The sequence below is a fragment of the Glycomyces mayteni genome (assembly GCF_042428885.1).
GTDB lineage: Bacteria > Actinomycetota > Actinomycetes > Mycobacteriales > Micromonosporaceae > Glycomyces > Glycomyces mayteni.
The window spans coordinates 1,041,847-1,064,673 of the sequence record NZ_JBHMBP010000001.1; the positions used below are offsets into that span (position 1 = coordinate 1,041,847).

Sequence of the window (22,827 nt, forward strand, 5' to 3'; positions counted from 1 at the left end):
TCGCTTCGCCTTGCGGCGCGGTGCTACTTGATCTTGGTTCCGGCGGAGCGGAGCTGCTGGCAGGCCTCGATGATGCGGGCGGCCATGCCGGCCTCGGCGAGCTTGCCGTAGGCGCGCGGGTCGTACGCCTTCTTGTTGCCGACCTCGCCCTCGACCTTGAGCACGCCGTCGTAGTTCTTGAAGATGTGGTCGACGATCGGGCGGGTGAACGCGTACTGCGTGTCAGTGTCGATGTTCATCTTGATGACGCCGAAGTCGACGGCGTCGGAGATCTCCTGCGCGGTGGAGCCGGAGCCGCCGTGGAAGACCAGGTCGAACGGCTTGTCCTTGCCGAGCTCCTTGCCGATCTCGTCCTGGATCTCCTTGAGGATCTCCGGGCGCAGGTGCACGTTGCCGGGCTTGTACACGCCGTGGACGTTGCCGAAGGTCAGCGCGGTCATGTAGCGGCCGTTCTCGCCGGAGCCGAGGGCGGCGACGGTGGCGCGGGCGTCCTCGACGGTGGTGTACAGCTGCTCGTTGATCTCGGCCTCGACGCCGTCCTCTTCGCCGCCGACGACGCCGATCTCGACTTCGAGGACGACCTTCGCCTTGGAGGTGCGCGCGAGGAGGTCCTGGGCGATCTCCAGGTTCTCGGCGAGCGGCACGGCCGAGCCGTCCCACATGTGCGACTGGAAGAGGGGCTCCTCGCCGCGGGCCACGCGCTCCTCGGAGATGGCGAGGAGGGGGCGGACGAAGCCGTCGAGGTGGTTCTTGGGGCAGTGGTCGGTGTGCAGGGCGACCTTGACCGGGTAGTTCTTGGCGATCTCGTGCGCGGCGGCGGCGAGCGCGGCGGCGCCGGTGACCTTGTCCTTGATCGTGGGGCCGGAGAGGTACTCGGCGCCGCCGGTGGAGACCTGGACGATGCCGTCGGACTCGGCCTCGGCGAACGCGGCGAGCGCGGCGTTGAGGGTCTGGGTCGAGGTCACGTTGATCGCGGGATAGGCGAAGGAGCCGGCCTTCGCCCGGTCGAGCATCTCGTTGTATTCCTCGGGTGTTGCGATAGGCATGCTGCCTGCTCCTTTTACAAGTCGATGATTGCTCCCCGACCGGGGGCCAGACCCAGACGCCGCTGTCTGATGGCCTCGAACTGTTGCGTCGAGGTGAAGTATCGCCCACGAACATGTGAAGGCACGTCCCAGGCTACCTGGTGGTTCACTGGCCGGACGCGGCCCTCGGCACTACGGTTGGTTTATGAATTATCACCAGGAATGGGCCGAAGAGAACGACGAGCTGTCGGAGTTCGACCTCGCGAACTCCGCCGAGCCGCCCGGTGACGACGATCCCGAAGCGCCCGTGACGGACCCGGAGCCGCCGGACGAGGCCGACCCGGCGGACGCCGCCGACCAGCTCGTCATCATCCAGTTCGGCGAGGACGACGAGTCCCCCGACCAGTGAACGGAAGAGGGCCCGGGTCCGCAGCGCGCTGCGGACCCGGGCCCCTGTGCATTCCGGTCCCTACGCGGTACCCAGCCGGTCGAGGATCCATGCGAGGTTGAACGCCTCTTCCTCCCAGGCGTCGTAGCGCCCGGACCGGCCGCCGTGCCCGGCCTCCATCTCGGTCTTGAGGAGCACGTCCGAGTCGGGGCTCTCGCGGCGCAGCTTCGCGATCCACTTGGCGGGCTCGTGGAAGCCCACGCGGGTGTCGTTGAGGCTGGTCACCGCGAGGATCGCCGGGTAGGTGACCCCGGTGACGTTCTCGTACGGGGAGTACGACTTCATGTACGCGTACACCTCGGGCGATTCGAGCGGGTTGCCCCACTCCTCCCACTCGATGACGGTGAGCGGCATCGTCGGGTCGAGGATCGTGTTGAGCGCGTCCACGAACGGGACGTCGGCGAGGATGCCGGTGAACCGCTCGGGGGCGAGGTTCGCGACCGCGCCCATGAGCAGCCCCCCGGCGGACCCGCCGCGGGCGACGATCCGGTCGGGGGCGGCCCAGCCGACGGACACGAGGTGCTCGGCGCAGTCCACGAAGTCGGTGAACGTGTGCTTCTTCTGCAGGAGCTTGCCCTGCTCGTACCACTGCCGGCCCATCTCGCCGCCGCCGCGCACGTGCGCGATGGCGAAGACGACGCCGCGGTCGAGCAGGCTCAGGCGCGCGATCGAGAAGTACGGGTCGATGGAGTGCTCGTAGGAGCCGTACCCGTACAGCAGGCACGGGGCGGTCCCGTCGGCGGTGACCCCGGCCTTCGCGACGATCGAGATCGGGACCTTCGTGCCGTCCTGGGCGGTCGCCCACTCGCGGTACTGCACGTAGTCGGCCGGGTCGAAGTCCCCGAGCACGGGGGTGCGCTTGCGCAGGTGCAGCTCGGCGGTGTCGATGTCGTAGTCGTACACCGAGGACGGCGTCACGAGCGAGGTGTACCCGAGGCGGATCTGCCGCGACTCGTAGTCGGGGTTCTCGCCCAGGCCCACGGAGTAGATCGGCTCGTCGAACGCGATCTCGGTCAGGGCCCCGGACTCGTCGAGGATGCCGACCTGCGACAGCCCCGCGCGGCGCATCGAGACCACGACGTGGTCGCTGAACGCGTCGGCCGACTCCAGCCGCACCGCCTCGTCGTGGGCGATGACCTCGTGGAACTGCGTGGTGTCGTCCACGGGGGTCCAGCCGAGCGTGAAGTTCTCGGCGTCGCGGTTGTGCAGCACCCAGAACCGGTCGCCCTGGTGGTCCACGGAGACCTCGACGCCCTGCTCCCGGCCGTTCCCGAACACCGTGAACTCGCCGGTGGGGTCGGCGGCGTCGAGGTAGCGGACCTCGGTGGTGATCTTGGAGCCGGACACGATGAACAGGTACCGCTCGGAGCGGGTGAGGTCGATGCCGGTCCAGAACCGCTCGTCGTCCTCCTGGTGGACCAGGACGTCCTTGTCCTCGTGCTCGCCGAGGACGTGCCGCCACACCTGGTGGGGGCGCCAGGCGTCGTCCACCTTGGTGTAGAAGAACACCGAGCCGTCGAGGGACCAGGAGCCGCCGTAGAACACGTTCGGGATGTCGTCGGGGAAGTCGTCCCCGGTGCGCAGGTCCCTGAACCGCAGGGTGAACCGCTCGTCCCCGGAGTAGTTCACGGCGTAGGCCAGCAGGTTCCCGTCGGGGGAGACGTCGCAGGTGCCCAGGGAGAAGAAGTCGTGGCCCTCGGCGAGCTCGTTGCCGTCGACGAGGATCTCCTCGCCCTCGACCGCGACCCCGGCCTCCACCTGGGGCGGCGTGTCCCCGGCGGCCTTGACGCGGCACTGGATGCCGTACTGCTTCCCCTCCTCGGTGCGCCCGTAGTACCACCAGCCCCGCTTGCGGACGGGGACGGAGAGGTCGGTCTCCTGGGTGCGGCCCTTGATCTCGCCGAAGATCGCCTTGCGGAGCGCGGCGAGGTGCCCCGTCCGCGATTCGGCGTAGGCGTTCTCGGCCCGCAGGTAGTCGAGCGTCTCGGGGTCCTCGGGGTCCTTCAGCCAGGCGTACGGGTCGTCGACGGTGTCGCCGTGGTGGGTTCGCGGGTGCGCGCGGCGGGGCGCCGCGGGTTTCGCGGGTTGCGTTTCCGACATGCCTTAACAATAAGGGCCCGGCGCGGGACGTGCCGGTCACAGCGCGCCTCCCTCCACTCGATCATAAGTTACTCATGAGTAATATCCGCGTGGTTGGAATCCCGTGAAAACGCCCGAACCAGGGCGCACCGGCCTGTGAGGATAGTGCCCATGAGCGACAGGAGCGACGACGAGGGGCCCGTGCCCGGAACGTCCGCCAGTGAATCCGGCGGGAACGGGCCCACCGGACCCGAGAATGAAACGGCCCCAACGGAGTCGATCCCCGTAGGCGACGCCGCCCCGGAGCCGCCCGAACTCCCGCGCGAAGGCGCCGCCGTGGCCCCGCCGCCCGCCGCCGTCCCCGCCTTCGACGCGACTGCGGTCATCGACCGGACCGCGCTCCTCGAACATCCGAACGGCGACCCCTTCCTCGACGCCCGCGGCCTCACCGCCTCCGGCCGCCAGGGCGCGATCTTCACCGACGTCCACGTCAGCGCCCGCCTCGGCCAGGTCGTCGCCGTCTGCGGCGACGGCGGCGACGGCCGCTCGTCGCTCCTCCTCGCCCTCGCCGGGCGCTTCCGCACCTCCGGCGGCACCCTCGCCGTCGACGGCCAGACCCGCCCCGCGCAGATCCGCCGCCGCTTCACCGTCGCCCAGGCCGGACCCCCGATCCGCTTCGCGCAGTACCACACCGTCGCCTCCTGCATCAAGGAGACGACCGCGGTCTCCGGCGGCGCCGCCACGCCCGCGAACATCCACGCCTGGCTCGACCGCCTCGCCGTCGGCGTCGACACCGGCGACACCTTCGGGTTCCTGCCCCGCATCGACCAGATCCGCTTCGCCGTCGCCTGCGCCGCCGCCGCCCGCACCCCCGCGATCCTCGTCGACGACGCCGACACCGGCCTCGACCACTGCGGCGGCGAACGCGTCTTCGAGGCCCTGCGCACCGTCGCCGACGCCGGCCAGCTCGTCATCGCCGCCTGCACCCGCACCGACCCGCCCGCCGACACCGTAGTCGACCTCCGCGGCCAAGACCACGCCCGGCACACCCGCCGCCGCGACCACCGAGAACGCGGCCACCACGAGCGCAACGGAGGCCACCAATGATGAGCCCCTTCACACTCGCCGCCGCCGAACTGCGGCGCTTCCGCGGCCACCCGATCCGCACCCTCGCGCTCGTCGCGATCGTCCTCATCCCGCTCGTCTACGGCGGCCTCTACCTGTGGTTCGCCTGGAACCCCTACGGCAAGCTCGACCAGATGCCCGTGGCCGTCGTCAACGAGGACACCGGCGCCTCAGTGGACGTCGACGGCGAGACCCAGCAGATCAACGGCGGCGACCAGCTCGTCGACCAGCTCAAGGAGGACCGCATCTTCGACTGGCGGTTCACCTCCGCCTCCGAAGCGGCCCGAGGGCTCGAAGACGGCGACTACTACATGGTCATCACCGTCCCCGAGGACTTCTCCGCCCACCTCGCCAGCCTCTCCGGCGACGACCCCGAGCAGGCCACCGTCGAGTTCGACCTCAACGACGCCAACGGCTACGTCGCGGGCATCATGGCCTCCACCGTCGAGGCCGAACTGCGCAACCAGATCAACACCGCCGTCTACGTCACGTTCGCCACCACCATCTTCGGCGACCTCACCCAGCTCCACGACGGCCTCACCGAGGCCTCAAGCGGCGCGAGCGAACTCGCCGACGGCGCCAGCACCGCCCAGACCGGCGCGAGCGACCTCGAATCCGGCCTCGGCGAGCTCACCACCGGCGCACAGCAGGTCGCCGACGGCGCGTCCCAGGTGTCCGACGGCGTCGACCAGGCCGTGGACGTCGCCCAGCCCGTCGTCCAGACCCTCGCCGACAACTGGTCCGACATCCAGACCGGCGCCTCCAGCGCCGCCGACCTCGCCGACCGCGCCGACACCGACCTCGACACCGTCTACGCGACCCTCTGCACCGACAACGCCGACGCGGACGCCGACGCCTGCGCGCAGCTCCAGGGCTTCATCTCCGACGCCGACACCGCCAACTCCGACATCCAGGACGCCAACGACCGCATCCAGTCCACCTCCACCGACACCCTCGACCAGGCGTCCGAGGACCTCACCACCCTCCAGACCGGTGCGAGCGACGTCGCCGACGGCGCCTCCCAGGTCGCCACGGCCGCCGCCACCGCCGAATCCGGCGCGGGCGACCTCGCCGACGGCCTCACCGACCTCCAGGACGGCGCCACCACGCTCGCCTCCAAACTCGCCACGGCCGCCGACTCCGTGCCCAGCACCAACCCGGCCGACGACGCCGACAACGCCGAGGCCTACGGCAGCCCCGTCGCCATCAGCGAGAAGAACCTCAACCCGGCCGACACCTACGGGCGCGGCCTCGCCCCGTTCTTCATCGCGATCGCCCTATGGGTCTTCGGCCTCATGGCCTACCTCGTCCTGTCCACGGTCAACCAGCGGGCCCTCGCCGGACCGCTGCGCTCCGTCCCGATCGCGATCGGCGGCTGGCTGCCCGGCGCGTTCCTCGGCGTCCTGTCGGCCGTCGTCCTCTACCTAGCGGTGGAGCTGGGCCTCGGCCTGAACCCGAAGGACGCGCTCGACACGGTCGGCCTGTCGATCCTGGTGATCCTCACCTTCACGGCGATGGCGCACCTGTTCAAGCTCGCCTTCGGCACCGCCGGAAGCCTGCTGCTCGTCGTCCTGCTCATGCTCCAGCTGACCAGCGCGGGCGGCCTGTACCCGGTGGAGACGACGCCGAAGTTCTTCCAGGCGCTCCACCCGCTGCTGCCGATGAGCTACGTGGTCGACGCGCTCCGGGTGACCATCAGCGGAGGCGAGACGGCCCACGTCGTCAGGGCCCTGGTGATCCTGGCGGTCTACCTCGTCGGCGCGCTCGCGCTCTCGTCGCTGGTGGTTGCCGCCAGGCGGCGCTGGAAGCCCGACAGCCTCAACGAGCCGCTGCAAGTCTGAACGCGCGGGCCCGGACCGGAGCCGCCTCCGGACCGGGCCCCCGCCTCATCTCTGCTCCACGAGCGGCGCCAGGCCGTCGAGGGTCCGCTCCAGCCCGAAGCGGAACGCGTGCTCGGCGTCGTAGGCCGAGTCGTGGGCCTCCCCGGCGGCCCGCCCGACCCGCACCGCCGTGGGGAAGCGCTCGGGGTCGAGGACCTTCGCGAGCAGGGCCCCGTTGACCTCCCACCACTCCTGGTCGCTCATGGCGCTGGCGGCGCGCTCGGCGTCCGCTTGGGCCGCGTCCTGCGCGGCGATGCGCACGAACCCCAGCAGGTGCGCGAGGACGTCGTCCATCTCAACGTCGCTGAGCCCCAGGCCTTCCAGGGCCCGCAGCTCGTGCTCGTACTTGGCGCACTGCCCGGGCCCGAGCGGCGGGCGGCTCGGGGAGGCCGCGGCCGCCCACGGGTGCGCCCGGTACAGCAGGTAGCTGTCCTGGGCCACGACGCTCAGCCGCGCCCGCCAGGGCAGGCCCGTGACCTCGCCTCTTTTCATGGACGCGAACAGGAAGTCCACCATCAGGGCGACGAGCTCGGGTTTCCCCGGCACGTAGGTGTACAGCGTCATCGGCGCCTTCCCCAACTCCTGCGCCAGCCGCCGCACGGTCACCGCTTCCAGCCCCTCGCGGTCCGCGATGTCGATCGCGGCGGCCACGACCGCGTCGACCGTCAGCCCCTTCCGGGGCCCGCGGCTCCCTTCGGGCCCGGCCCTCCACAGCAGTTCGAGCAGGTTCGGCTTCGGCGTCTCAGTGGCGGCACTCACGCGGAAATCCTAGCCGGAAAAGTTGTACGCCGTACGACGTACTAAGTACAATATACAACGTACGGAGAAAATCACCGCCAAGGAGCGCCCATGCGAATCACCTCGTCCGCCGTCTCGCTCAACGTCGCCGACCCGACCGCCTCCGCCGACTTCCTCAAGCGCCACTACGGATTCACCGAGGACATGGCCGCCGACGGCTTCGTCTCGCTCTCGCGCCCCGACGCCGGGTTCAACGTCATCTTCCTGAAGACCGGCCTCGCCACCTTCAAGCCCGAGAGCGCGAAGGGCCACGCCGACGGCCTCCTCCTCGCCTTCGTCGTCGAGGACATCGACGCCGAGTACGAGCGCGTCCAGGCCGAAGGCGTCGCGATCACCACCCCGATCGAGACCGAGGAGTGGGGCGAGCGCTACTTCCAGACCGCCGACCCCAACGGCGTCGTCGTCCAGCTCGTCCAGTGGATGACCGAGCCGGGAGCTTAGGAGAGCCGGAGCAGCGCCGAGCCGTGCGGCTGCAACTTGACCCGCAGCTCGTCGCCGACGGCCAGGTCCGCGCGGCTCCAGCAGTCGCGGACGCTTCCGGGCCGCGCCGTCCCGAGGACGTCCCACGGGACCTGGATCTCGGCGGGCTCGGTGCCGCGGTTGAAGAGGGCGGCGAACGCGCCGTCCTCGGAGGCCCAGGCCACGAGCCTGCCCTCCCGCCAGACCTCGCGCGCCCCGGCCGGGTGGCGCTGCGCCGCGAGGACCTCGGGGTTGGTGAGCAGTTCGATCGTTTCAGCGCTGGAGTTCGGCAGGTCGGCACCGACCATGAGCGGGGAGCGGGCGATGCACCACAGCGTGAGCATCGTCCGCTGCTCGTCCGGGGTGAGCAGGCTCTCGCGGGGCTCGCCCACTTCGGCGCGGACGCCCATGCGGCCCAAGGGGAGCATGTCGGCGTCGGGCCAGTGGCCGGGCCCGGCGTGCGGGGCCCACTCGCGCAGGAGGTCGAACTGGGCGTTGACGTCCCGCCACCGGTCCCACAGGTCCGCGGAGATGCGCCACAGGTGGGAGTGGGCCTTGAGGTGCTCGGCGTGGTCGGTGGAGAGGTTCATCCCGGGGGACAGGCTGAGGAGGATGTCGCGGTCGGCGCGGTCGATCGCGTGCCAGAACGCCTCGACCTCGTCCTCCCAGTAGGGGGCGATCATGTCGTCGGCCTTCACGTAGTCCACGCCCCAGTCCGCGAACTGGCGCGCGAGGGAGTCGTAGTACGCCTGGCCGCCGGGATGGGAGTGGTCGATGCCCCAGTTGTCGTCGATCCAGGAGGAGATCCGCTCCCGGTCGGGGATGTGCGCCGCGGAGTACTCGCTGCCCTTGATGGGGGTGTCGGCCGCGACGGCCCGGCGCGGGACGCCCCGGAGGATGTGGACGCCGAACTTCAGGCCCAGGGAGTGCACGTAATCGGCGAGCGGCTTGAACCCGGCCCCGCCCGCGGCCGAGGGGAACCGGTTCGGCGCGGGCTGCGGGAGGCCGTACTCGTCCAGCACCAGCTTCGTCCCGGAGTTGTACCCGCCCGCGCGGGCGGCCGGGTCGTACCACTGGATGTCGACGACGACGTACTCCCAGCCGTGCTCGGCCATGTGCTCGGCGATGAACTCGGCGTTCGCGCGCGTCTCGGCCTCGGTGACCGAGGTCCCGAACACGTCCCACGAATTCCAGCCCATCGGCGGGACGGCAGCGAGTCGGGTCACGGAAACCTCCTCGGGGGTAGGGTGCCCTGTACGCTACCCGCGACCGCCGACGGGTTCCACCGTCGCACCGAAAATGCTTGCGCCGCTTTGACTTGGTTGATCAGCACTTCACCCGCCTTGCCCCCGCGCGGCCCCGCCGCATCGCACCCGATCGGGTGCCCCCGCCCCCGCCCCCCATCGGGGCGGACGTCACGTTCCCCGCAATACCTCCTCGGCCCCCCGACCGCCGATGTTGTACAGTGTTCACGGCAACGCGCAGCGCGTGTTTCCTGGCCAGGTAGCTCAGTTGGTACGAGCGTCCGCCTGAAAAGCGGAAGGTCGCCGGTTCGACCCCGGCCCTGGCCACCGAGAGCGTCACCCCGTCTCCCAGCACGAACACTGGAAGGCGGGGTTTCCTCTTGCCCGGCTCCGACCGGCGAGTCCGGCCGGAAACGGCCGATCTACGGGCCTATAGCGATCCCAGCATTTCAGTCAAATAGTGCAAATCTTGCAATACGGTCATTTCAAATGGGAGTAGGTCACCTCCTGAAGAATGATCTCTTGGCCTGTTGAAGCATCAGGATCTGAAGCGGATCGATCTCGGCGGCATGGCTCGGGCCCATTCGAGCCACTCAGCGGCCGATTCCATTTTTGCTGGGGGAACAGCTCCTTGATGAGCGCGCTGGGTGCCGGTGACCTGGACTCGCCGTATGCCCGCATCAACCGATCGGTTCTTTCAAGGTCGTCAGATCGATGCGTTGAACGGAGCCCGCGGGTTGATCCTGCCGCGCCGATCCTCGACGAGGCTTGAGGCATGGCAATCATCGAAGTCGACGACCTCAAGAAGTCCTACGACGGGCGGTCCGTGCTCGACGGGGTCACCTTCGCCGTCGAGGAGGGCGAGGTGTTCGGCATCCTCGGTCCCAACGGCGCTGGGAAGACGACCACCGTCGAGTCCATCGAAGGTCTGCGCCGCCCCGACTCCGGCCGCATCTCCGTGCTCGGTCTCGATCCGCACAGGGACGCCGCCGCGCTCAGGCCGCACATCGGCGTCCAGCTCCAGCAGACGCAGCTGCCCGACAACCTCAAGGTCTGGGAAGCTCTCGACCTGTACGCCTCCTTCTACCCCGAGCCCCGCGACTGGCGTTCCCTCTTGGACGAATGGGGTCTGGCCAGGCAGCGCAACACCCGCTTCGGCAAGCTCTCGGGCGGTCAGAAGCAGCGGCTGTTCATCGCCCTCGCCCTCGTCGGCGACCCGAAGGTCGCCTTCCTGGACGAGCTCACGACCGGCCTCGACCCCCAGGCCCGGCGCGACACATGGGAGCACGTCAAGCGCATCAAGGCGAGCGGTGTCACCACGATCCTGGTCAGCCACTACATGGACGAGGTCGAGGAGCTGTGCGACAGGGTCGCCGTCATCGACCGCGGCACCGTCGTCGCCCTCGACACTCCGGCCGGCCTCGTCGGCAGTGCGGCAGGGCCGCAGCAGCTGCGGTTCACGCTCCCGGGCGGCACCGATGACCCGATCGACCTCGTAGCGGCCGTCCCCGGTGTCACCGACGTCCGCCGCGACGGCGATCGCGTCATCGTGACCGGCACCGGCGACTTCGCCACTGCCGTCACGGCGCAGCTCGCCCGCCACCACGTGCTCGTCGCCGACCTCCGCATCGACAGCCGCTCCCTCGAAGACGCCTTCATCGCCCTCACCGGCCGCCCGTTCGACCACTAGACCCCACCCCACGACAAGAAAGCGATCCGCACCGTGAACGCCCTCGCCAAGCTCACCACCGTCGAGACCAAACTGCTCCTGCGCGAACCCGGCTCCCTCGTCAGCGTCCTCATCCCGCTGTTCTTCCTCGTCGTCTTCGGGGCCTCCGCCGACGGGACCGACACCATCCTCCTGCCGATGGGCACCGCCATCGCCGTCGCCCTCATCGGGCTCTACCTGCTGCCGACGACCCTCGCCGGCTACCGCGAGAGGGGTGTCCTCAAACGCCTGGCCACCACCCCGGTCAAACCGGGGAACCTTCTCGCCGTCCAGCTGCTGCTGCAACTGGTGCTGCTCGCGGCCTCGACCGCACTCCAGCTGACGGTCGCCGACCGACTGCTCGGCCTGGCGCTGCCCTCTCGATTCGGTGTCGCGGCTCTGGTGCTCGCGCTGGGCACGGCAGCGATGTTCGCGATCGGGCTGCTCATCGCCGCGCTGGCCCCGAACGGACGGGCCGCCAACGGGATCGGGGTACTGCTGTACTTCCCCCTGGCCTACCTCGCCGGACTCATCCAGCCGGTGCACCAGATGCCTGCTAGCCTGGCCCGGCTCGGCGAGTACACCCCGCTCGGGGCGTTCCGGGCGGCCTTGGAACAGGCGTGGGCGGGCCAGATCCCGGACCCCCTGCCGCTGATACTGCTGGCCGTGTACACACTGGTCATCAGCGCGATCGCGGCGCGCTGCTTCCGATGGGAGTAAAGCGATGTCAAGCGATGCGGGGCGGCTCGACCGCTGGGAGCGGCTACTCCAGTCGCAGTTGCGCCTCGCACCATATGCGCTGCTGGCGGTCTCGCTCGGCCTGTACTGGCTCACCGAAGACGCGTCATGGGGAGAGCGGCTCGCGGTGCTCGGAGTGTCAGCGGCCGCGGTGGCATGGATGCGGTTCTTCCCCTCCGCCAAGCCGTCCCGGGCCCGCGAACCGCTCTGGCAGGGCGTTTACATCGCCGGGCTGGTCGCCTGCATCGCATTGCTCGGTGCGCAGGCGGTGTGGTTCGCGACATTCTTCGGCTTCACCGGTTACCTCCACTCGTGGTGGCTTTTGAAGGGACCGTGGAAGTTCGCGGGCGTCACGGCCAACGCCGCAGCGAGCGTCGGCATCTACCTGGGCGTTCCGGGCGATGCCGCCGAAGCTGCCGTTGCAGTGCTCTTCACCGCCGCGATCACCGCCCTGGTCGCCCTGTTCAGCTTCGTCGGCGACGTCACGACCGAACGCAGCGCTGAACGCAAGCGGACCGTGGAGCGGCTGGAGGCAGCCCTGGCTGAGAACGCCGGACTCCACGCTCAACTCCTCGTCCAGGCCCGTGAGGCCGGCATCCTGGACGAGCGCCAGCGCATCGCCGCCGAAATCCACGACACACTCGCGCAGCACCTCGCCGGGATCATCGCGCAACTCCAGGCCGCCGGAGACGACGCCGACTCCCGCTCCCGCATGGACAAGGCGCTGCGATTGGCCCGCGAGGGTCTCGCCGAAGCCCGCCGAACCGTCCACACCGTCGTACCCACCCAACTCGAATCCGCTTCGCTGCCCGAAGCGCTCAAAGCGGTGACCGACCAGTGGACCGAGCTGCGCAACGTCCCAGCGGCGCTGACCGTCACCGGTACCGTTGCTGACATGCACCCCGAAGTCGAAGGCACCCTCCTGCGCGTCGCTCAGGAGTCCCTCGCCAACGCGGCCAAGTACGCCGACGCCGCACGCATCGGCGTGACCTTGTCGTACATGGACGACGTCGTGGCCCTGGACGTGCTCGACGACGGCCGCGGCTTCGACCCCGCACGCCTTGCCGAGGCAGGGGGTTTCGGCCTGACCGCCATGCGGCGCCGAGTCGAACGCCTCGGCGGCACGCTCGCAGTGGAATCGGCCCCGGGCGAAGGCACCGCCGTCTCAGCGACGCTGCCTGTGGTCGCGCGCGATCGGGTCGCCAAGTCAGCAATGGAGTCGGTATGACCGAGACACCGATCCGAATCCTCATCGCCGACGACCACCCGATCGTCCGCGACGGCTTCCGAGGCATGTTCGCCACCGAGCCCCACTGCGAAGTCATCGCCGAGGCCGCCAACGGCGCCGAAGCGGTGGCCATGGCCCAAGCCCTGCACCCGGACGTCATCCTCATGGACCTGCGCATGCCGGTCATGGGCGGAGTCGAGGCCATCCGCGAACTCGCCCGCAAGGGCGCTGCCGCCCGCGTCCTGGTGATCACGACCTACGACACCGACCAGGACGTCCGTCCCGCCATCGAAGCCGGGGCCACCGGCTACCTCCTCAAAGACACCGGCCGCGACGAGCTGCTGCGCGCCGTCCGCGCCGCCGCACGCGGCGAAGCAGTCCTCTCCCCTGCCGTCGCGAACCGCATGATGAGCCAACTCCGCGCCCCCCGGGAACAGCTGAGCGACAGAGAACTCGAAATCCTGAAACTCATCGCCGACGGCGCCTCCAACAAGGAAGCCGCCAAACAGCTCTTCCTCAGCGAAGCCACCGTCAAGACCCACCTGCTCCGCCTCTACGCGAAACTCGGCGTCAACGACCGAGCGGCCGCCGTCGCCACCGGTTTCCGGCGCGGCCTCCTCGACCTCGAACAGCGCTGACCTCACGAGAGGATCCGAATCCTCTGCGAGGTCAGGCAGCAGCACCGGGGTTTCCTCTTGCCCGGCTCCGATCGACGGTGGTGGCGGAAGGAGGGGTCAGGGCAGCGACGGCATCTGGCCGTTCGACCAGGCCCAGGCGGCGATGCCGACCCGGTTGGCGGTCTTGAGCCTCCGCTGGACGGCCGCGACGTGGTTCTTCACGGTCCCCGCGCTGATGAACAGGCGCTCGGCGATCTCGGCGTTGGTCAGCCCCCGCGCCACCAGCCGAACCACTTCGAGCTCCCGCTCGCTCAAGGCGTCCCCGGTCGGCCCGGCGGCGCTCGCGGGCAGCAGCCGGTGCAGCAGCCTGACGGTGACCTGCGGGCTGATGAGGGCGTCCCCTGCCATCGCCGCCCTGATCGCCTCCACCAGCAGCGTCGGCGCCGAGCGCTTGAGGATGAATCCACACGCGCCCGAGCGCAGCGCCGCGTACACGTACTCGTCCAGGTCGAACGTGGTGACCACGATGACGCGCAGCGGATCAGCCGCCTCGGGCCCGGCGAGCCGCCTGGTCAGCTCCAGGCCGTCGAGGCCCGGCATACGGATGTCGGCGAGCACCACGTCGGGCCGCAGGTGCAGGGCCTGGTCGAGGGCGCTCCTGCCGTCGGCGGCGTCGGCGACCACGCGCATGTCCGGCTGGGCGTCGATCACCATCCGGAAGGCGTCCCGGACCCCCGGCTGGTCGTCGGCGATGAGCACTCGGATCGTCACGTCGTCACTCCTTCGGTGTGGAGGCGGCGCGAAGGGATGCGGGCCTCCACCCGCCAGCCGCCGCCCTCGCGCGGACCCGCCGCGAACTCCCCGCCCAGCGCTTCGACCCGGGCGGCGAGGCCCGGCAGGCCCAGTCCCGACGAGGTCCGCCGGCCGCCGCGGGACCGCCTCCGGCCGTCGTCGGCGACCGCGACCGCGAGGAGGCCGCCGCCGTCGTCGAGTCCGACATAGACGTTCTCGGCGCCGACGGCGTGCCGCCGGACGTTCGTCAGGGCCTCCGACACGAGCCGGTAGGCCACCGCCCCGGCCTCGCGCCCGACCGGCCGCGACAGCCGCTCGTCGAGCACGGCCACCGGGGAGCCGACCCGGTTGAAGCGCAGCACGAGTGCGGCGATGTCGGCGGCCCCGCCGACCGGCGCCAGTGCCGCCGAGTCCGAGGCGCGCAGCAGCCGCACCGTCCGGTCCATCGAGTCGAGGGCCCGCAGCCCGGCCTTCTCGATGCGCTCCAGGAGCGCGGCCACCCGGTCGTCGCCGACGGCGAGCACCATCCGGCCCGCCTGGGCCTGGGCGACCACCTCGCTGATGTCGTGGGCCGCGAAGTCGTGCAGGTCGTGGGCGAGCTCCAACCGCTGCTCCCGGCGGGCCGCCGCGACCGCGTCGAAGCGCCGCCGCTCCTGCCCGCGCTGGTACGCCGCCAGCACGACCAGCGCGAGTCCCGGTACGCACCAGGACGCCCCGGCCGCGAGCGTCTCCCACACAGACCCCTCGAACAGCCGGAACATCATGAGCGCCAACGCCGTGCAGAGCCACGCCACCGACCAGACCGCGGCGCGCGGCGGCGACCACCTTGCGGCCGTGTACATCAGCACCGTCAGCGCCGCCGGTTCGGCCAGCACCCACAGGGCCGACCCGCCGTCCCGCGTCCCGGCCCAGAGCGGCAGGAAGGTGAGGAGCACCGAGAGCGCCCCCGCCCCGATCGCCGACGGGAACAGGAGGGCCCGGCAGCGGGCCAGGACGGCAGGGGTGAGGAGGGGGCGCCGGTTGGTCACGGCCGCAACACTACCTGTGGTCGGCGGGGCCGCCGATATGCCGAACGGCATATTGCGGCCGTCCCGAGCGGCGGGGCCGTGCCGTTCGGCATCTGACGGAACCGCAGGTGGCGCCCGAGGATTGGGGCATGAGAACGCAATGGCACCAATGGATCGGGTACGCGACCGCCGCCTGGTCGCTCCTCTACGGCGCGCTCGGCCTGTTCTGGGCGCTGGGCGGCGCGGGCTTCCCCTTCGGCACGGGCGACGCCGAACTGATGATGGAACCGGACTTCGCCCTCAAGGTCTCCCTGCTCGGCGAGGCCACGCCCGAGGCCGCCGGGCCCGTCATCGCGGCGCTCGGACTCGCGGGGGCGGTCGCCGCGGTCCTCATGGCCCGCGGCTTCACCCGGGGCCCGGCCCGGTGGGCGCTGCCCGCGTTCGCGTGGACGACGGCGTTCGGCATGACCGTGGCCGTCCAGGACTTCCGCACGCTCATCGTCGTCGCCTACACGCCGATCATGCTCGTCGGCAAGCCGTTCTTCGGCTGGCCCGAGGGCGCGGACTGGGGGGACCTGTACCGGCTGCCGCGCCTGAACCTGCTCATGATCCTGGTCGTCGGCATCGGCTGGGCCCTGGCCGCGACCGCCTACCGGCGGGCCGCCGCGGGCGACTGCCTCGACTGCGGCCGCGGGCCGCGCCCGGGTTCGACGCTGCTCCAGCGGATCGCGCGGCCCGCCGTGTGGACGGCCTTCGCCGTCCCGCTCGTCTACTGCCTGACCCGCTGGGCCTGGGCGCTCGGCTTCAGCCTCGGCATCGACCCGGTGTTCTACCAGGAGGGCAAGGAGGAGGGCCTGTGGCTGGCCGGGGCGGGCCTGGCGACCCTCGGCGGACTCGGCGCGATCCTGACGCTCGGCCTCATGCAGCGCTGGGGCGAGGTGTTCCCGCGCTGGATGGTCGGCCTGCGCGGCAGGCGGGTCCCGCCGATGCTCGCCGTCGTCCCCGCGACGTTCGTCGCGGTCCTCGTGACGTCGGCCGGGTTCATGTACATCCGCCTGGTCGTCAGCCGGGGCGGCGTCACCGCCGAGACCTGGCCCCTCGAACTGCCCGAGACCCTCTGGATCATCTGGGGCGCAGCCCTGTTCGCCGCCGCGATGGCCTACCGCGAACGCAGGCGCGGCACCTGCGGCACCTGCGGCACCTGCGGTCGCGGCGAAGCGGCATCCCGGTAATGCCAGTGCCTCCCTGCCGCGCGCCTGCGGCCGTACGGTGGAGGCATGGACAGGAACCAGGACGCCGCCGCGTTCCTCAAGTCGCGGCGGGACCGCGTCAGCCCCACCCGGGCGGGGGTGTTCGGGTCGGGCCGCCGCCGGGTGCCCGGTCTGCGGCGCGAGGAGGTCGCGTTCCTGGCGGGGGTGAGCGTGGACTACCACGTGCGCATGGAGCGCGGCGACCTGCGCGGGGTCTCCCCGGAGGTCCTCGACGCGCTCGCGAGGGCCCTGCAACTGGACGAGGCCGAGACCGCCTACCTCCACGATCTCGCCCACGCCGCCGGGCCCGGTGCCCGCAGGCGCCGCGACAAGCCGGTGTTCGACAGCCCCGCCGGGCGCGGCAACACGAGCCGGTTCCTGTTCCTCGACCCCGCTGCCCAAGTCTTCTGGCCCGACTGGCCGCTCATCGCCGACCAGAACGTCGCGTCGCTGCGGTCGATCGCGGGTCAGCACCCGCACGACAGGACCGTCACCGACTACATCGGCGAGCTCGTGACCAGGAGTGACGAGTTCCGGGTCCGGTGGGCCGCCCACGACGTGCGCTTCCACCGCGCCGGCGTCAAGCGACTCCGCCATCCCGAGGTCGGCGACTTGGAACTGGACTACGAGGCGATGGACCTGCCCGCCAGCCCCGAACTGCGCCTGACTGCCTACACCGCCGCGCCCGGCACCCCCAGCGCCGAGCGCCTCGCCCTCCTCGGCAGTCTCGCGGCCTCGGCGGGGGCGGATGACACTGCTGTAAGCGCCGATCGCTCCCGAGGGACGCGGGGCCCAGGGGAGTAACACCAGTCCCTCCCCTGGGGCCCCGAATGCATTTAGCGTCGGTGCCATGAGCGAACACGAGTTCCACGCGACGCTGAACAACGGCCTGCGGATGCCCCTGCTGGGATTCGGGGTCTTCCAGACCCCGCCCGACCAGACCCGGGACGCGGTCGCCGAAGCCCTCCGCGTCGGCTACCGGCTCATCGACACCGCGGCCGCCTACGGCAACGAACGCGAAGTGGGCCAGGCGATCCGCGCGTCGGGGCTCGACCGAGGCGAGGTGTTCATCGAGACGAAGGTCTGGATCTCCGACTTCGGCTACGACCAGACCCTTCACGCCTTCGACAAGTCCGCCGCCAAACTCGGCGTCGACACCCTCGACCTGTTCATCCTCCACCAGGCCTTGCCGACCGCGTTCGACAAGACCGTCGAGGCCTACCGGGCCCTGGAGACGCTCCTCGAAGACGGGAAGGCCCGGTCGATCGGCGTCTCCAACTTCATGCCCGTCCACCTCGCGCGGCTCATGGAGCATGCGGGCGTCGTCCCGGCCGTCAACCAGGTCGAGGTCCACCCCTACTTCACGCAGCCCGACGTCCAGGCCGCCGACGCCGACCGCGGCATCCTCACCCAGGCGTGGTCGCCGATCGGCGGCATCACCGCCTATCGGGACACCGGCACCGGCTCGGTCTTCGAGGACCCGACGATCACCGCGATCGCCGCGGCCCACGGCAAGACCCCGGCGCAGGTCATGCTGCGCTGGCACCTCCAGGCCGGACGCTCGGCGATCCCGAAGTCCGTCAAGGCGCACCGCATTGCGGAGAACTTCGACGTCTTCGACTTCGCGCTCACCGCCGACCAGACCGCGGCGATCGACGCCCTCGACACGGGCGTGCGTGGCGGCCCCGAACCCGAGGCCGTGACCCTCGAAGCCTTCGGCCGCGACATCCCCGAAGCCTGACCCGCATCGCCTGAAAGGAACCACCGATGAAGGCCACGTTCATGTACGGCCCCGGGGACGTCCGCGTCGAAGACGCGCCCGACCCGGTGATCGAGCGGCCGACCGATGCGGTCGTGCGCGTCGTCCGCTCCTGCCCGGCGTCCTCGACGGGGCCGTCGACCCCGGCAAGGTCTTCGACCGCACCATCGGCATCGAGCGGACCCCCGAAGGCTATGCGGCCATGGACGACCGCGAGGCCCTCAAAGTCATGATCCGGTTCTAGCAGGAGACGCCATGGAACTCATCGCCAAGCAGCCCACCGCCACCGGCCCCGCCGACTGGTTCACCGGCGCCGTCTACATCAACCAGCTCGTCGCCGCCGAGGCACCGGCGCGCCTGCGCGCGGGCCTGGTGCGCTTCACGCCCGGCGCCCGCACCCACTGGCACCGCCACAGCCTCGGCCAGACCCTCCACATCGTCTCCGGCATCGCCCTCGTCGGCACCCGCGACGGCACCGTCATCGAGGCCCGCCCCGGCGACACCGTCTGGACCCCAAAGGGAGAGGAGCACTGGCACGGCGCGACCGGCGACCAGTTCATGGCCCACCTTGCCATGTGGGAGGACGACGACGTCACCTGGAACGAAGCCGTCACCGACGCCGACTACAGGCGCGGCCGGACCCTCGCACACTGACACCGATCTCCGGAAGCAGGAGCCGTGGAACAGCGACAACTCGGCGTCGGCCAAGGCGTCCCCGCAGCCCGGTGCGGCCAAGACCGTTCCCCAGGAAGGCCCTTGATCAGGGCGGCGGCGTACTCGAACAAAGCGCCTCGGCCACTGTCAGCAGAGTCAGGGCCTTGGTCCGGCCGTGCGGCAGGGACATGGCGATGCGCTCGGCTCGGGCGGTGGAGGTTCGGCTGAGCTTCTCGGCGAGTCTGGAGGACGCCTGGACGCGACGGCCCTCGTCCTGCATCAGATGGAGCATCCGCTCGGCACGCCGGGGGTCGAGGTGCGCCATCGCAAGGCCCGCATCCTCGACATGCGAATCGAAGCGGGTCCAGTCTGTAGGAATTCGACGCGCCAGGTCCTCGGACCGCGCCGGGGCCACGGCCGCCCAGGCGATCATGAGGTCCGCGAGTTGCGCTGAGCGGTAATACTCGTGGTCGTCTTCGATCGCACGTGCGTACCGCTCGGCGGACGCGAAGAGCCTCGCCGCTTTCGCCGGGTCGAAGACGGCGTGCACTTCCCCTACCGACCGGGCCGCCTCGGCTTTGGCCATCTCGTCGTCCGGGAGCATGTCAAGGAGCCGTTCGGCTTCGGAAAGGACGGCGAGGATGCGCTTCGGCGACTTGAGCCGGCCCGCCAGCGATGCCAGGACGATGATCTTGTGATCGAGTGTGGAGGGGTCATCGGGTATCTGCCTCGCCGCCGCCTCCGCTGCGGCGGGTTCAGTTGCGGCCAGGCAGATGGCGGCCTTCCTGAGCGCCTGACCGCGGTAGTACGGGTCCTCGATGCTGCGGGCGATGTCCGCCGCAGCCCCGGGGGCGCTGGGTGCGAGGGCCTTGACCACTTCGACAAGTGCTGCGGAGCGGTCCACCGGATCGCCCAGGCGGGGCACGAGTTCCAGCGCCCGGTGCGGATCGGCCTCGGCGATCCCCTGGACGACGGACGAGAGGAACCTATCGGGGTTCTCTGTCGCCGGGAGCCCGGCGATCAGGGCGTCGATCTGCTCTGGCGCCCGCTTCCCGATGATGGTCGCGGCGTACTGAAGGGCCACGGAGATCCAGTTGTCGCCCTGGTGCATGCCGGCGGCGACGCGGAGTGCATCGCTGAGACTGAACGCCGCGTACGCCCGCACGACGCCCACCTTGGCCCGGTTGCGGGCCTTCCGCTTCGGGATCGAGACCGCCATGCGCTCGGCCGCCGACGCCATCCGACGAGCCGCTTCGACATCGACGGTCGCGGCGCGCTGGCATGCCTCCTCGATGCTGCTGATCGTGCGGCTGTCGTCGGGATCGAGCTGGAACAGGCGCTCGGAGATCCAGGGGAGTGTGCTCGACAGCGTCTCGGCGTGGTGCTGAACCAACCAGAAGCCGACGCCGTCGGACTCGGTCACCAGCAGTTCCACCTCGTGGAGCAGGAGGTCGTGCAGTTTGGAGTCCGCGGGGTCCGAGTGCTCAAACTGGATCAGGAGCGCCCCCAGCATGTCGTCCGGGTCAGTGTCTCCGTCGGTCCTTCGGCCCGCGACCTTGAGCAACCGGTAGGCGAGCGCCGGATGCTTCCGATGGATGGCGGCGGCGGCCGCGGCGAGGTCGTGGACGGTCTCTCCGTCGAACGCGCCGTCGGGAAGGAGGTCGTCGTCCGGAGCGAGGAACTCCAGCGCGACGGTCGGAAGCAGCGGTGCGAGCCTGACTCCGGTCTCGGCCGCCGTCTCGGCCCGAGACGCCGCCGGGACCTTTCGCAACGCCCGACGCAGGCCCGCGACGAGATTGGCGTACCACCGCTCCCTCTCCGGAAACGCCGTCCGCGTCGCCGACAGCAGCTGCGGCGGGAAGGCCTCGGGGTCGACCATCGCGGCGAACCTCGGATCGTGGGCCGAGAGCAGCGCTATGAGCAGCGTGGTCAGACCGCGCAGTTCGAACCGGTCGCCGCCGACATGCTCGATCTCCTCCCTGGCGCTCCCCAGCAGGTCCGTCGCCAGCCGGGACCGATCCTCGCCGAGGCCGCGCGCGGCGGCGATCCTGGCGGTCATGCCGAAGGGGCGCTCCTTGAACAGCGCTGTCAGGTGCGGTGGGAGGTCGCCGTCCAGTGCGGCGAGGCCCTGGACGTATCCCTCGACGGCCGCCTCCTTGAGTTCGCCTCGCGGCATGGCGGTGAGCACTTCGGCGCACCAGCGCTCGTCGAGCGGGCCGGCGCGGAGGAAGAACAGATACGCCGTCGCCGGCACCTCGTCCTCCTCGTCCGGTTCGTCCAGCGCGGCGCGCAGCGAGCGACGCAGGAGATCGGAGACCTGGTCTCTCGCGGCGGGAAACTCGAAATCGGCCGGAGCGGGCTCCGGGGTCTCGACGAGACCGGCAGGTCGGAGCTCCGGAGTCCCCGCCGCGATCGGTTCCTCCGGTGCGCGCGCGGTATCGCGGCGGGCCAGCGTGATCGAGCCTTCGCCGTCGAAGCGGAACTGGGGACGGGAGACGCCGGCCGACCTGAGATCGCGCTCGATGTAGTGGTAGAGCTCCTGCGTCGTCAAGTGCCCGGAGGACTCCGCGAGACGGAGCCCGTCGGCGAACGCAGCGGTGAAGGGGCTCGGGCCGTCGGGGCGCACCTCGTCCCTCACGAGCTGGTCGGCGCCGGCGCTGGCCATCACGCACCGGCCGCGGCCGGTGGCGGTGACGGCGACGTCGCCGCGGAACGCGCCGCTGTGGCAGGAGTCGATCACGGTGACGATCGACCTGGCGGGCGACTGGTCGATGAGGGCTTCGATGTCGGCGGCGTACCTGAGCGAGGTCGAGTGGAGCCGGCTCGTCTGCGAGTCGAGGGCGCACAGGTGCAGCCTGCCGTTGAGGTCGATCTTGCCGTGGCCGCTGTAGTACAGGAGCAGGGTGTCGTCGCGGGTGGCCTCTTCGATGAAGAACCGTTCGAGGCGTTCGTGGAGCTCCTGTGCCGGGCGGTCGAGGAGCGCCTCGACGCCGTCGGGGTCGAAGAGCCCCACTGCTGGGTCGGTGAGCGCCTCGTAGAGCGCGGCGACATCCGCTCCCGGGCCCCGCAAGCGCGGCAGTCCCACCGGGTCGCGGAGGTAGAGGGCGTTGCCGATGAGCATCGCCCGGTACCGGGCGATGCTCATCAGCGGCCCTCCAAGGCCCGTCCGATGGCTTCGGCGAGGGCTTGGAACGACTGCCGGTCGATGTTCTCCCCGGTGAGCCGGAGGTGGTGCCTCGTCTCGTCGGGGTCGGTCCATTCGACGTCGAGGGTGCGGGTCTTGTCCCGGTCGAGCCAGAGCCGGAAGCAGGTGACGGCGGCCGTGATCGCGCCCGACGATCCCAGCGCGATGATCACGGCCTCGGTGGTGCCGCGGTGGCCCTCCTGCGTTTCGCCGGAGCGCAAGGCGACTCGCCCGGCCCGGCTTTCGAGTTCGCGGTAGAGGGCTCCGAGCTCGGAGCGCCATTGCGGGCTGTCGTCCGCGTACTTGCCGGTGGACGCTGTGATCTCCACTGCTACCTGCACGGTGTGGGCACCTTTCCGGAGGGGGGAGCCCATTCTATTTCGCGCGGACTTGAGACACGGTCCCGCGCAATGCCTCTGCGGCACCGGAGTTGCGGAGTCGGCGGTCGGGTCTCAAGCACGCGGCGGTCAGGCGGACGTGTCGGTGGCGGTGCGGTGGTCGAGGGTGTGGGCGCCGTGGGCGAGGGCTTGCTGGATGAGGGGGCGGAGGTGGTGGTCGGCGGCCGAGTAGTAGACGAAGGTGCCTTCGCGGCGGGTGGTGACCAGGCCGGCGAGGCGGAGTTTGGCGAGGTGCTGGCTGACCGCGGTGGGGCGGGCGCCGGAGAGGTCGGCGAGGCAGGCGACGTTCTCCTCCCCTTGGAGGAGCGCCCACATGAGCTTGAGGCGGGTCGGGTCGGCGAGCATCCGCAGCGCGTCGGCGGCGGCCTGGACCTGCTCGTCGTCCGGCATGGCGAAGTCGGGAATGCCCTCGTGCATGGAGGCGAGCCTACCGG

The 22,827-nt window shown here is 70.6% G+C and carries 21 protein-coding genes, 1 tRNA gene and 1 pseudogene; 14 read left to right on the forward strand and 9 right to left on the reverse strand.

The genetic code is table 11. The features are described 5' to 3' along the window. Positions 1-23: 23 nt before the first annotated feature. Complete coding sequence (gene fbaA, locus ACFFXY_RS04835; RefSeq protein WP_382346408.1) at positions 24-1,046, reverse strand: class II fructose-bisphosphate aldolase; 1,023 nt, start codon at positions 1,044-1,046, stop codon at positions 24-26. 184 nt (positions 1,047-1,230) lie between these two features. Here fbaA and ACFFXY_RS04840 point away from each other — a divergent pair, with 184 nt between their 5' ends. Next, entirely contained in the window at positions 1,231-1,434 is a 204-nt protein-coding gene (locus ACFFXY_RS04840) for a hypothetical protein (RefSeq protein WP_382346411.1), read from the forward strand. A 60-nt stretch (positions 1,435-1,494) separates the two neighbouring features. Here ACFFXY_RS04840 and ACFFXY_RS04845 read toward each other — a convergent pair whose 3' ends face one another. Continuing rightward, on the reverse strand, positions 1,495-3,573 hold the full coding sequence (locus ACFFXY_RS04845) for a S9 family peptidase (protein WP_382346414.1): 2,079 nt from the start codon (positions 3,571-3,573) through the stop codon (positions 1,495-1,497). Between the two features lie 150 nt (positions 3,574-3,723). On the opposite strand from ACFFXY_RS04845, the gene ACFFXY_RS04850 reads away from it, so the two are divergent. Beyond that, the gene (locus ACFFXY_RS04850) at positions 3,724-4,659 is read left to right on the forward strand and encodes a hypothetical protein (RefSeq protein ID WP_382346417.1); all 936 of its coding nucleotides are present in this window, start codon (positions 3,724-3,726) and stop codon (positions 4,657-4,659) included. Then, positions 4,659-6,518, forward strand: coding sequence for a YhgE/Pip family protein (locus ACFFXY_RS04855; RefSeq protein WP_382346419.1), 1,860 nt, complete (start codon positions 4,659-4,661; stop codon positions 6,516-6,518). Before ACFFXY_RS04850 ends, ACFFXY_RS04855 begins: the two co-directional genes overlap by 1 nt. 45 nt (positions 6,519-6,563) lie before the next feature. On the opposite strand, the gene ACFFXY_RS04860 is transcribed toward ACFFXY_RS04855, so the two are convergent. Continuing rightward, entirely contained in the window at positions 6,564-7,316 is a 753-nt protein-coding gene (locus tag ACFFXY_RS04860; protein ID WP_382346421.1) for a TetR/AcrR family transcriptional regulator C-terminal domain-containing protein, read from the reverse strand. A gap of 90 nt (positions 7,317-7,406) precedes the next feature. On the opposite strand from ACFFXY_RS04860, the gene ACFFXY_RS04865 reads away from it, so the two are divergent. Then, positions 7,407-7,796, forward strand: a complete 390-nt coding sequence (locus ACFFXY_RS04865) for a VOC family protein (protein ID WP_382346423.1) — start codon at positions 7,407-7,409, stop codon at positions 7,794-7,796. On the opposite strand, the gene ACFFXY_RS04870 is transcribed toward ACFFXY_RS04865, so the two are convergent. Then, positions 7,793-9,040 (reverse strand): glycoside hydrolase family 27 protein, encoded by a 1,248-nt coding sequence (locus ACFFXY_RS04870; protein WP_382346426.1) that lies wholly within the window; start codon positions 9,038-9,040, stop codon positions 7,793-7,795. The genes ACFFXY_RS04865 and ACFFXY_RS04870 overlap by 4 nt on opposite strands. 271 nt (positions 9,041-9,311) lie before the next feature. Here ACFFXY_RS04870 and ACFFXY_RS04875 point away from each other — a divergent pair. The 5 genes from ACFFXY_RS04875 to ACFFXY_RS04895 all read left to right on the forward strand — a co-directional run bounded on the left by ACFFXY_RS04875 (position 9,312) and on the right by ACFFXY_RS04895 (position 13,370). Beyond that, a tRNA-Phe gene (locus ACFFXY_RS04875) sits at positions 9,312-9,385 on the forward strand. Between the two features lie 448 nt (positions 9,386-9,833). Next, positions 9,834-10,748, forward strand: a complete 915-nt coding sequence (locus ACFFXY_RS04880) for an ABC transporter ATP-binding protein (RefSeq protein WP_382346428.1) — start codon at positions 9,834-9,836, stop codon at positions 10,746-10,748. A gap of 33 nt (positions 10,749-10,781) precedes the next feature. Continuing rightward, the gene (locus ACFFXY_RS04885; RefSeq protein ID WP_382346431.1) at positions 10,782-11,486 is read left to right on the forward strand and encodes an ABC transporter permease; all 705 of its coding nucleotides are present in this window, start codon (positions 10,782-10,784) and stop codon (positions 11,484-11,486) included. 4 nt (positions 11,487-11,490) lie between these two features. After that, positions 11,491-12,732 (forward strand): sensor histidine kinase, encoded by a 1,242-nt coding sequence (locus ACFFXY_RS04890; protein ID WP_382346434.1) that lies wholly within the window; start codon positions 11,491-11,493, stop codon positions 12,730-12,732. Next, positions 12,729-13,370, forward strand: coding sequence for a response regulator (locus tag ACFFXY_RS04895; RefSeq protein WP_382346437.1), 642 nt, complete (start codon positions 12,729-12,731; stop codon positions 13,368-13,370). The genes ACFFXY_RS04890 and ACFFXY_RS04895 overlap by 4 nt, the downstream gene beginning before the upstream one ends. A gap of 96 nt (positions 13,371-13,466) precedes the next feature. Here ACFFXY_RS04895 and ACFFXY_RS04900 read toward each other — a convergent pair whose 3' ends face one another. After that, a complete protein-coding gene (locus tag ACFFXY_RS04900) occupies positions 13,467-14,120 on the reverse strand; it encodes a response regulator (RefSeq protein ID WP_382346440.1) in 654 nt (217 codons plus the stop codon). Beyond that, positions 14,117-15,169: a sensor histidine kinase gene (locus ACFFXY_RS04905; RefSeq protein WP_382346442.1), complete on the reverse strand. Its 1,053-nt coding sequence runs from the start codon at positions 15,167-15,169 to the stop codon at positions 14,117-14,119. Before ACFFXY_RS04905 ends, ACFFXY_RS04900 begins: the two co-directional genes overlap by 4 nt. Positions 15,170-15,297: 128 nt before the next feature. Here ACFFXY_RS04905 and ACFFXY_RS04910 point away from each other — a divergent pair, with 128 nt between their 5' ends. The 5 genes and pseudogenes from ACFFXY_RS04910 (at position 15,298) to ACFFXY_RS04930 (ending at position 18,811) form a co-directional block, all read left to right on the forward strand. Then, complete coding sequence (locus ACFFXY_RS04910; RefSeq protein ID WP_382346445.1) at positions 15,298-16,380, forward strand: hypothetical protein; 1,083 nt, start codon at positions 15,298-15,300, stop codon at positions 16,378-16,380. A gap of 45 nt (positions 16,381-16,425) precedes the next feature. Beyond that, positions 16,426-17,202, forward strand: a complete 777-nt coding sequence (locus ACFFXY_RS04915) for a helix-turn-helix domain-containing protein (RefSeq protein ID WP_382346447.1) — start codon at positions 16,426-16,428, stop codon at positions 17,200-17,202. 46 nt (positions 17,203-17,248) lie between these two features. Then, positions 17,249-18,139, forward strand: coding sequence for an aldo/keto reductase (locus ACFFXY_RS04920; protein WP_382346450.1), 891 nt, complete (start codon positions 17,249-17,251; stop codon positions 18,137-18,139). Positions 18,140-18,266: 127 nt separating this feature from the next. Then, positions 18,267-18,401, forward strand: a pseudogene (locus ACFFXY_RS04925) (IMP dehydrogenase); the annotation flags it as partial. Between the two features lie 11 nt (positions 18,402-18,412). Further along, complete coding sequence (locus tag ACFFXY_RS04930; protein ID WP_382346452.1) at positions 18,413-18,811, forward strand: (R)-mandelonitrile lyase; 399 nt, start codon at positions 18,413-18,415, stop codon at positions 18,809-18,811. Positions 18,812-18,917: 106 nt separating this feature from the next. Here the strand turns inward: ACFFXY_RS04930 and ACFFXY_RS04935 are convergent, their stop codons facing one another. The 3 genes from ACFFXY_RS04935 to ACFFXY_RS04945 all read right to left on the reverse strand — a co-directional run bounded on the left by ACFFXY_RS04935 (position 18,918) and on the right by ACFFXY_RS04945 (position 22,810). Continuing rightward, positions 18,918-21,956, reverse strand: a complete 3,039-nt coding sequence (locus tag ACFFXY_RS04935) for a caspase family protein (protein ID WP_382346454.1) — start codon at positions 21,954-21,956, stop codon at positions 18,918-18,920. Further along, a complete protein-coding gene (locus ACFFXY_RS04940; RefSeq protein ID WP_382346457.1) occupies positions 21,956-22,336 on the reverse strand; it encodes an effector-associated constant component EACC1 in 381 nt (126 codons plus the stop codon). The genes ACFFXY_RS04935 and ACFFXY_RS04940 overlap by 1 nt, the downstream gene beginning before the upstream one ends. 126 nt (positions 22,337-22,462) lie before the next feature. Continuing rightward, on the reverse strand, positions 22,463-22,810 hold the full coding sequence (locus ACFFXY_RS04945; RefSeq protein ID WP_382346460.1) for an ArsR/SmtB family transcription factor: 348 nt from the start codon (positions 22,808-22,810) through the stop codon (positions 22,463-22,465). Positions 22,811-22,827 lie beyond the last annotated feature (17 nt).

Coding starts and splice junctions, on each gene's coding strand:
- fbaA (WP_382346408.1), bottom strand. CDS start 1,046: ATGCCTATCGCAACACCCGAGGAATACAACGAGATGCTCGACCGGGCG.
- ACFFXY_RS04840 (WP_382346411.1), top strand. CDS start 1,231: ATGAATTATCACCAGGAATGGGCCGAAGAGAACGACGAGCTGTCGGAG.
- ACFFXY_RS04845 (WP_382346414.1), bottom strand. CDS start 3,573: ATGTCGGAAACGCAACCCGCGAAACCCGCGGCGCCCCGCCGCGCGCAC.
- ACFFXY_RS04850 (WP_382346417.1), top strand. CDS start 3,724: ATGAGCGACAGGAGCGACGACGAGGGGCCCGTGCCCGGAACGTCCGCC.
- ACFFXY_RS04855 (WP_382346419.1), top strand. CDS start 4,659: ATGAGCCCCTTCACACTCGCCGCCGCCGAACTGCGGCGCTTCCGCGGC.
- ACFFXY_RS04865 (WP_382346423.1), top strand. CDS start 7,407: ATGCGAATCACCTCGTCCGCCGTCTCGCTCAACGTCGCCGACCCGACC.
- ACFFXY_RS04880 (WP_382346428.1), top strand. CDS start 9,834: ATGGCAATCATCGAAGTCGACGACCTCAAGAAGTCCTACGACGGGCGG.
- ACFFXY_RS04890 (WP_382346434.1), top strand. CDS start 11,491: ATGTCAAGCGATGCGGGGCGGCTCGACCGCTGGGAGCGGCTACTCCAG.
- ACFFXY_RS04895 (WP_382346437.1), top strand. CDS start 12,729: ATGACCGAGACACCGATCCGAATCCTCATCGCCGACGACCACCCGATC.
- ACFFXY_RS04910 (WP_382346445.1), top strand. CDS start 15,298: ATGAGAACGCAATGGCACCAATGGATCGGGTACGCGACCGCCGCCTGG.
- ACFFXY_RS04915 (WP_382346447.1), top strand. CDS start 16,426: ATGGACAGGAACCAGGACGCCGCCGCGTTCCTCAAGTCGCGGCGGGAC.
- ACFFXY_RS04920 (WP_382346450.1), top strand. CDS start 17,249: ATGAGCGAACACGAGTTCCACGCGACGCTGAACAACGGCCTGCGGATG.
- ACFFXY_RS04930 (WP_382346452.1), top strand. CDS start 18,413: ATGGAACTCATCGCCAAGCAGCCCACCGCCACCGGCCCCGCCGACTGG.
- ACFFXY_RS04935 (WP_382346454.1), bottom strand. CDS start 21,956: ATGAGCATCGCCCGGTACCGGGCGATGCTCATCGGCAACGCCCTCTAC.
- ACFFXY_RS04945 (WP_382346460.1), bottom strand. CDS start 22,810: ATGCACGAGGGCATTCCCGACTTCGCCATGCCGGACGACGAGCAGGTC.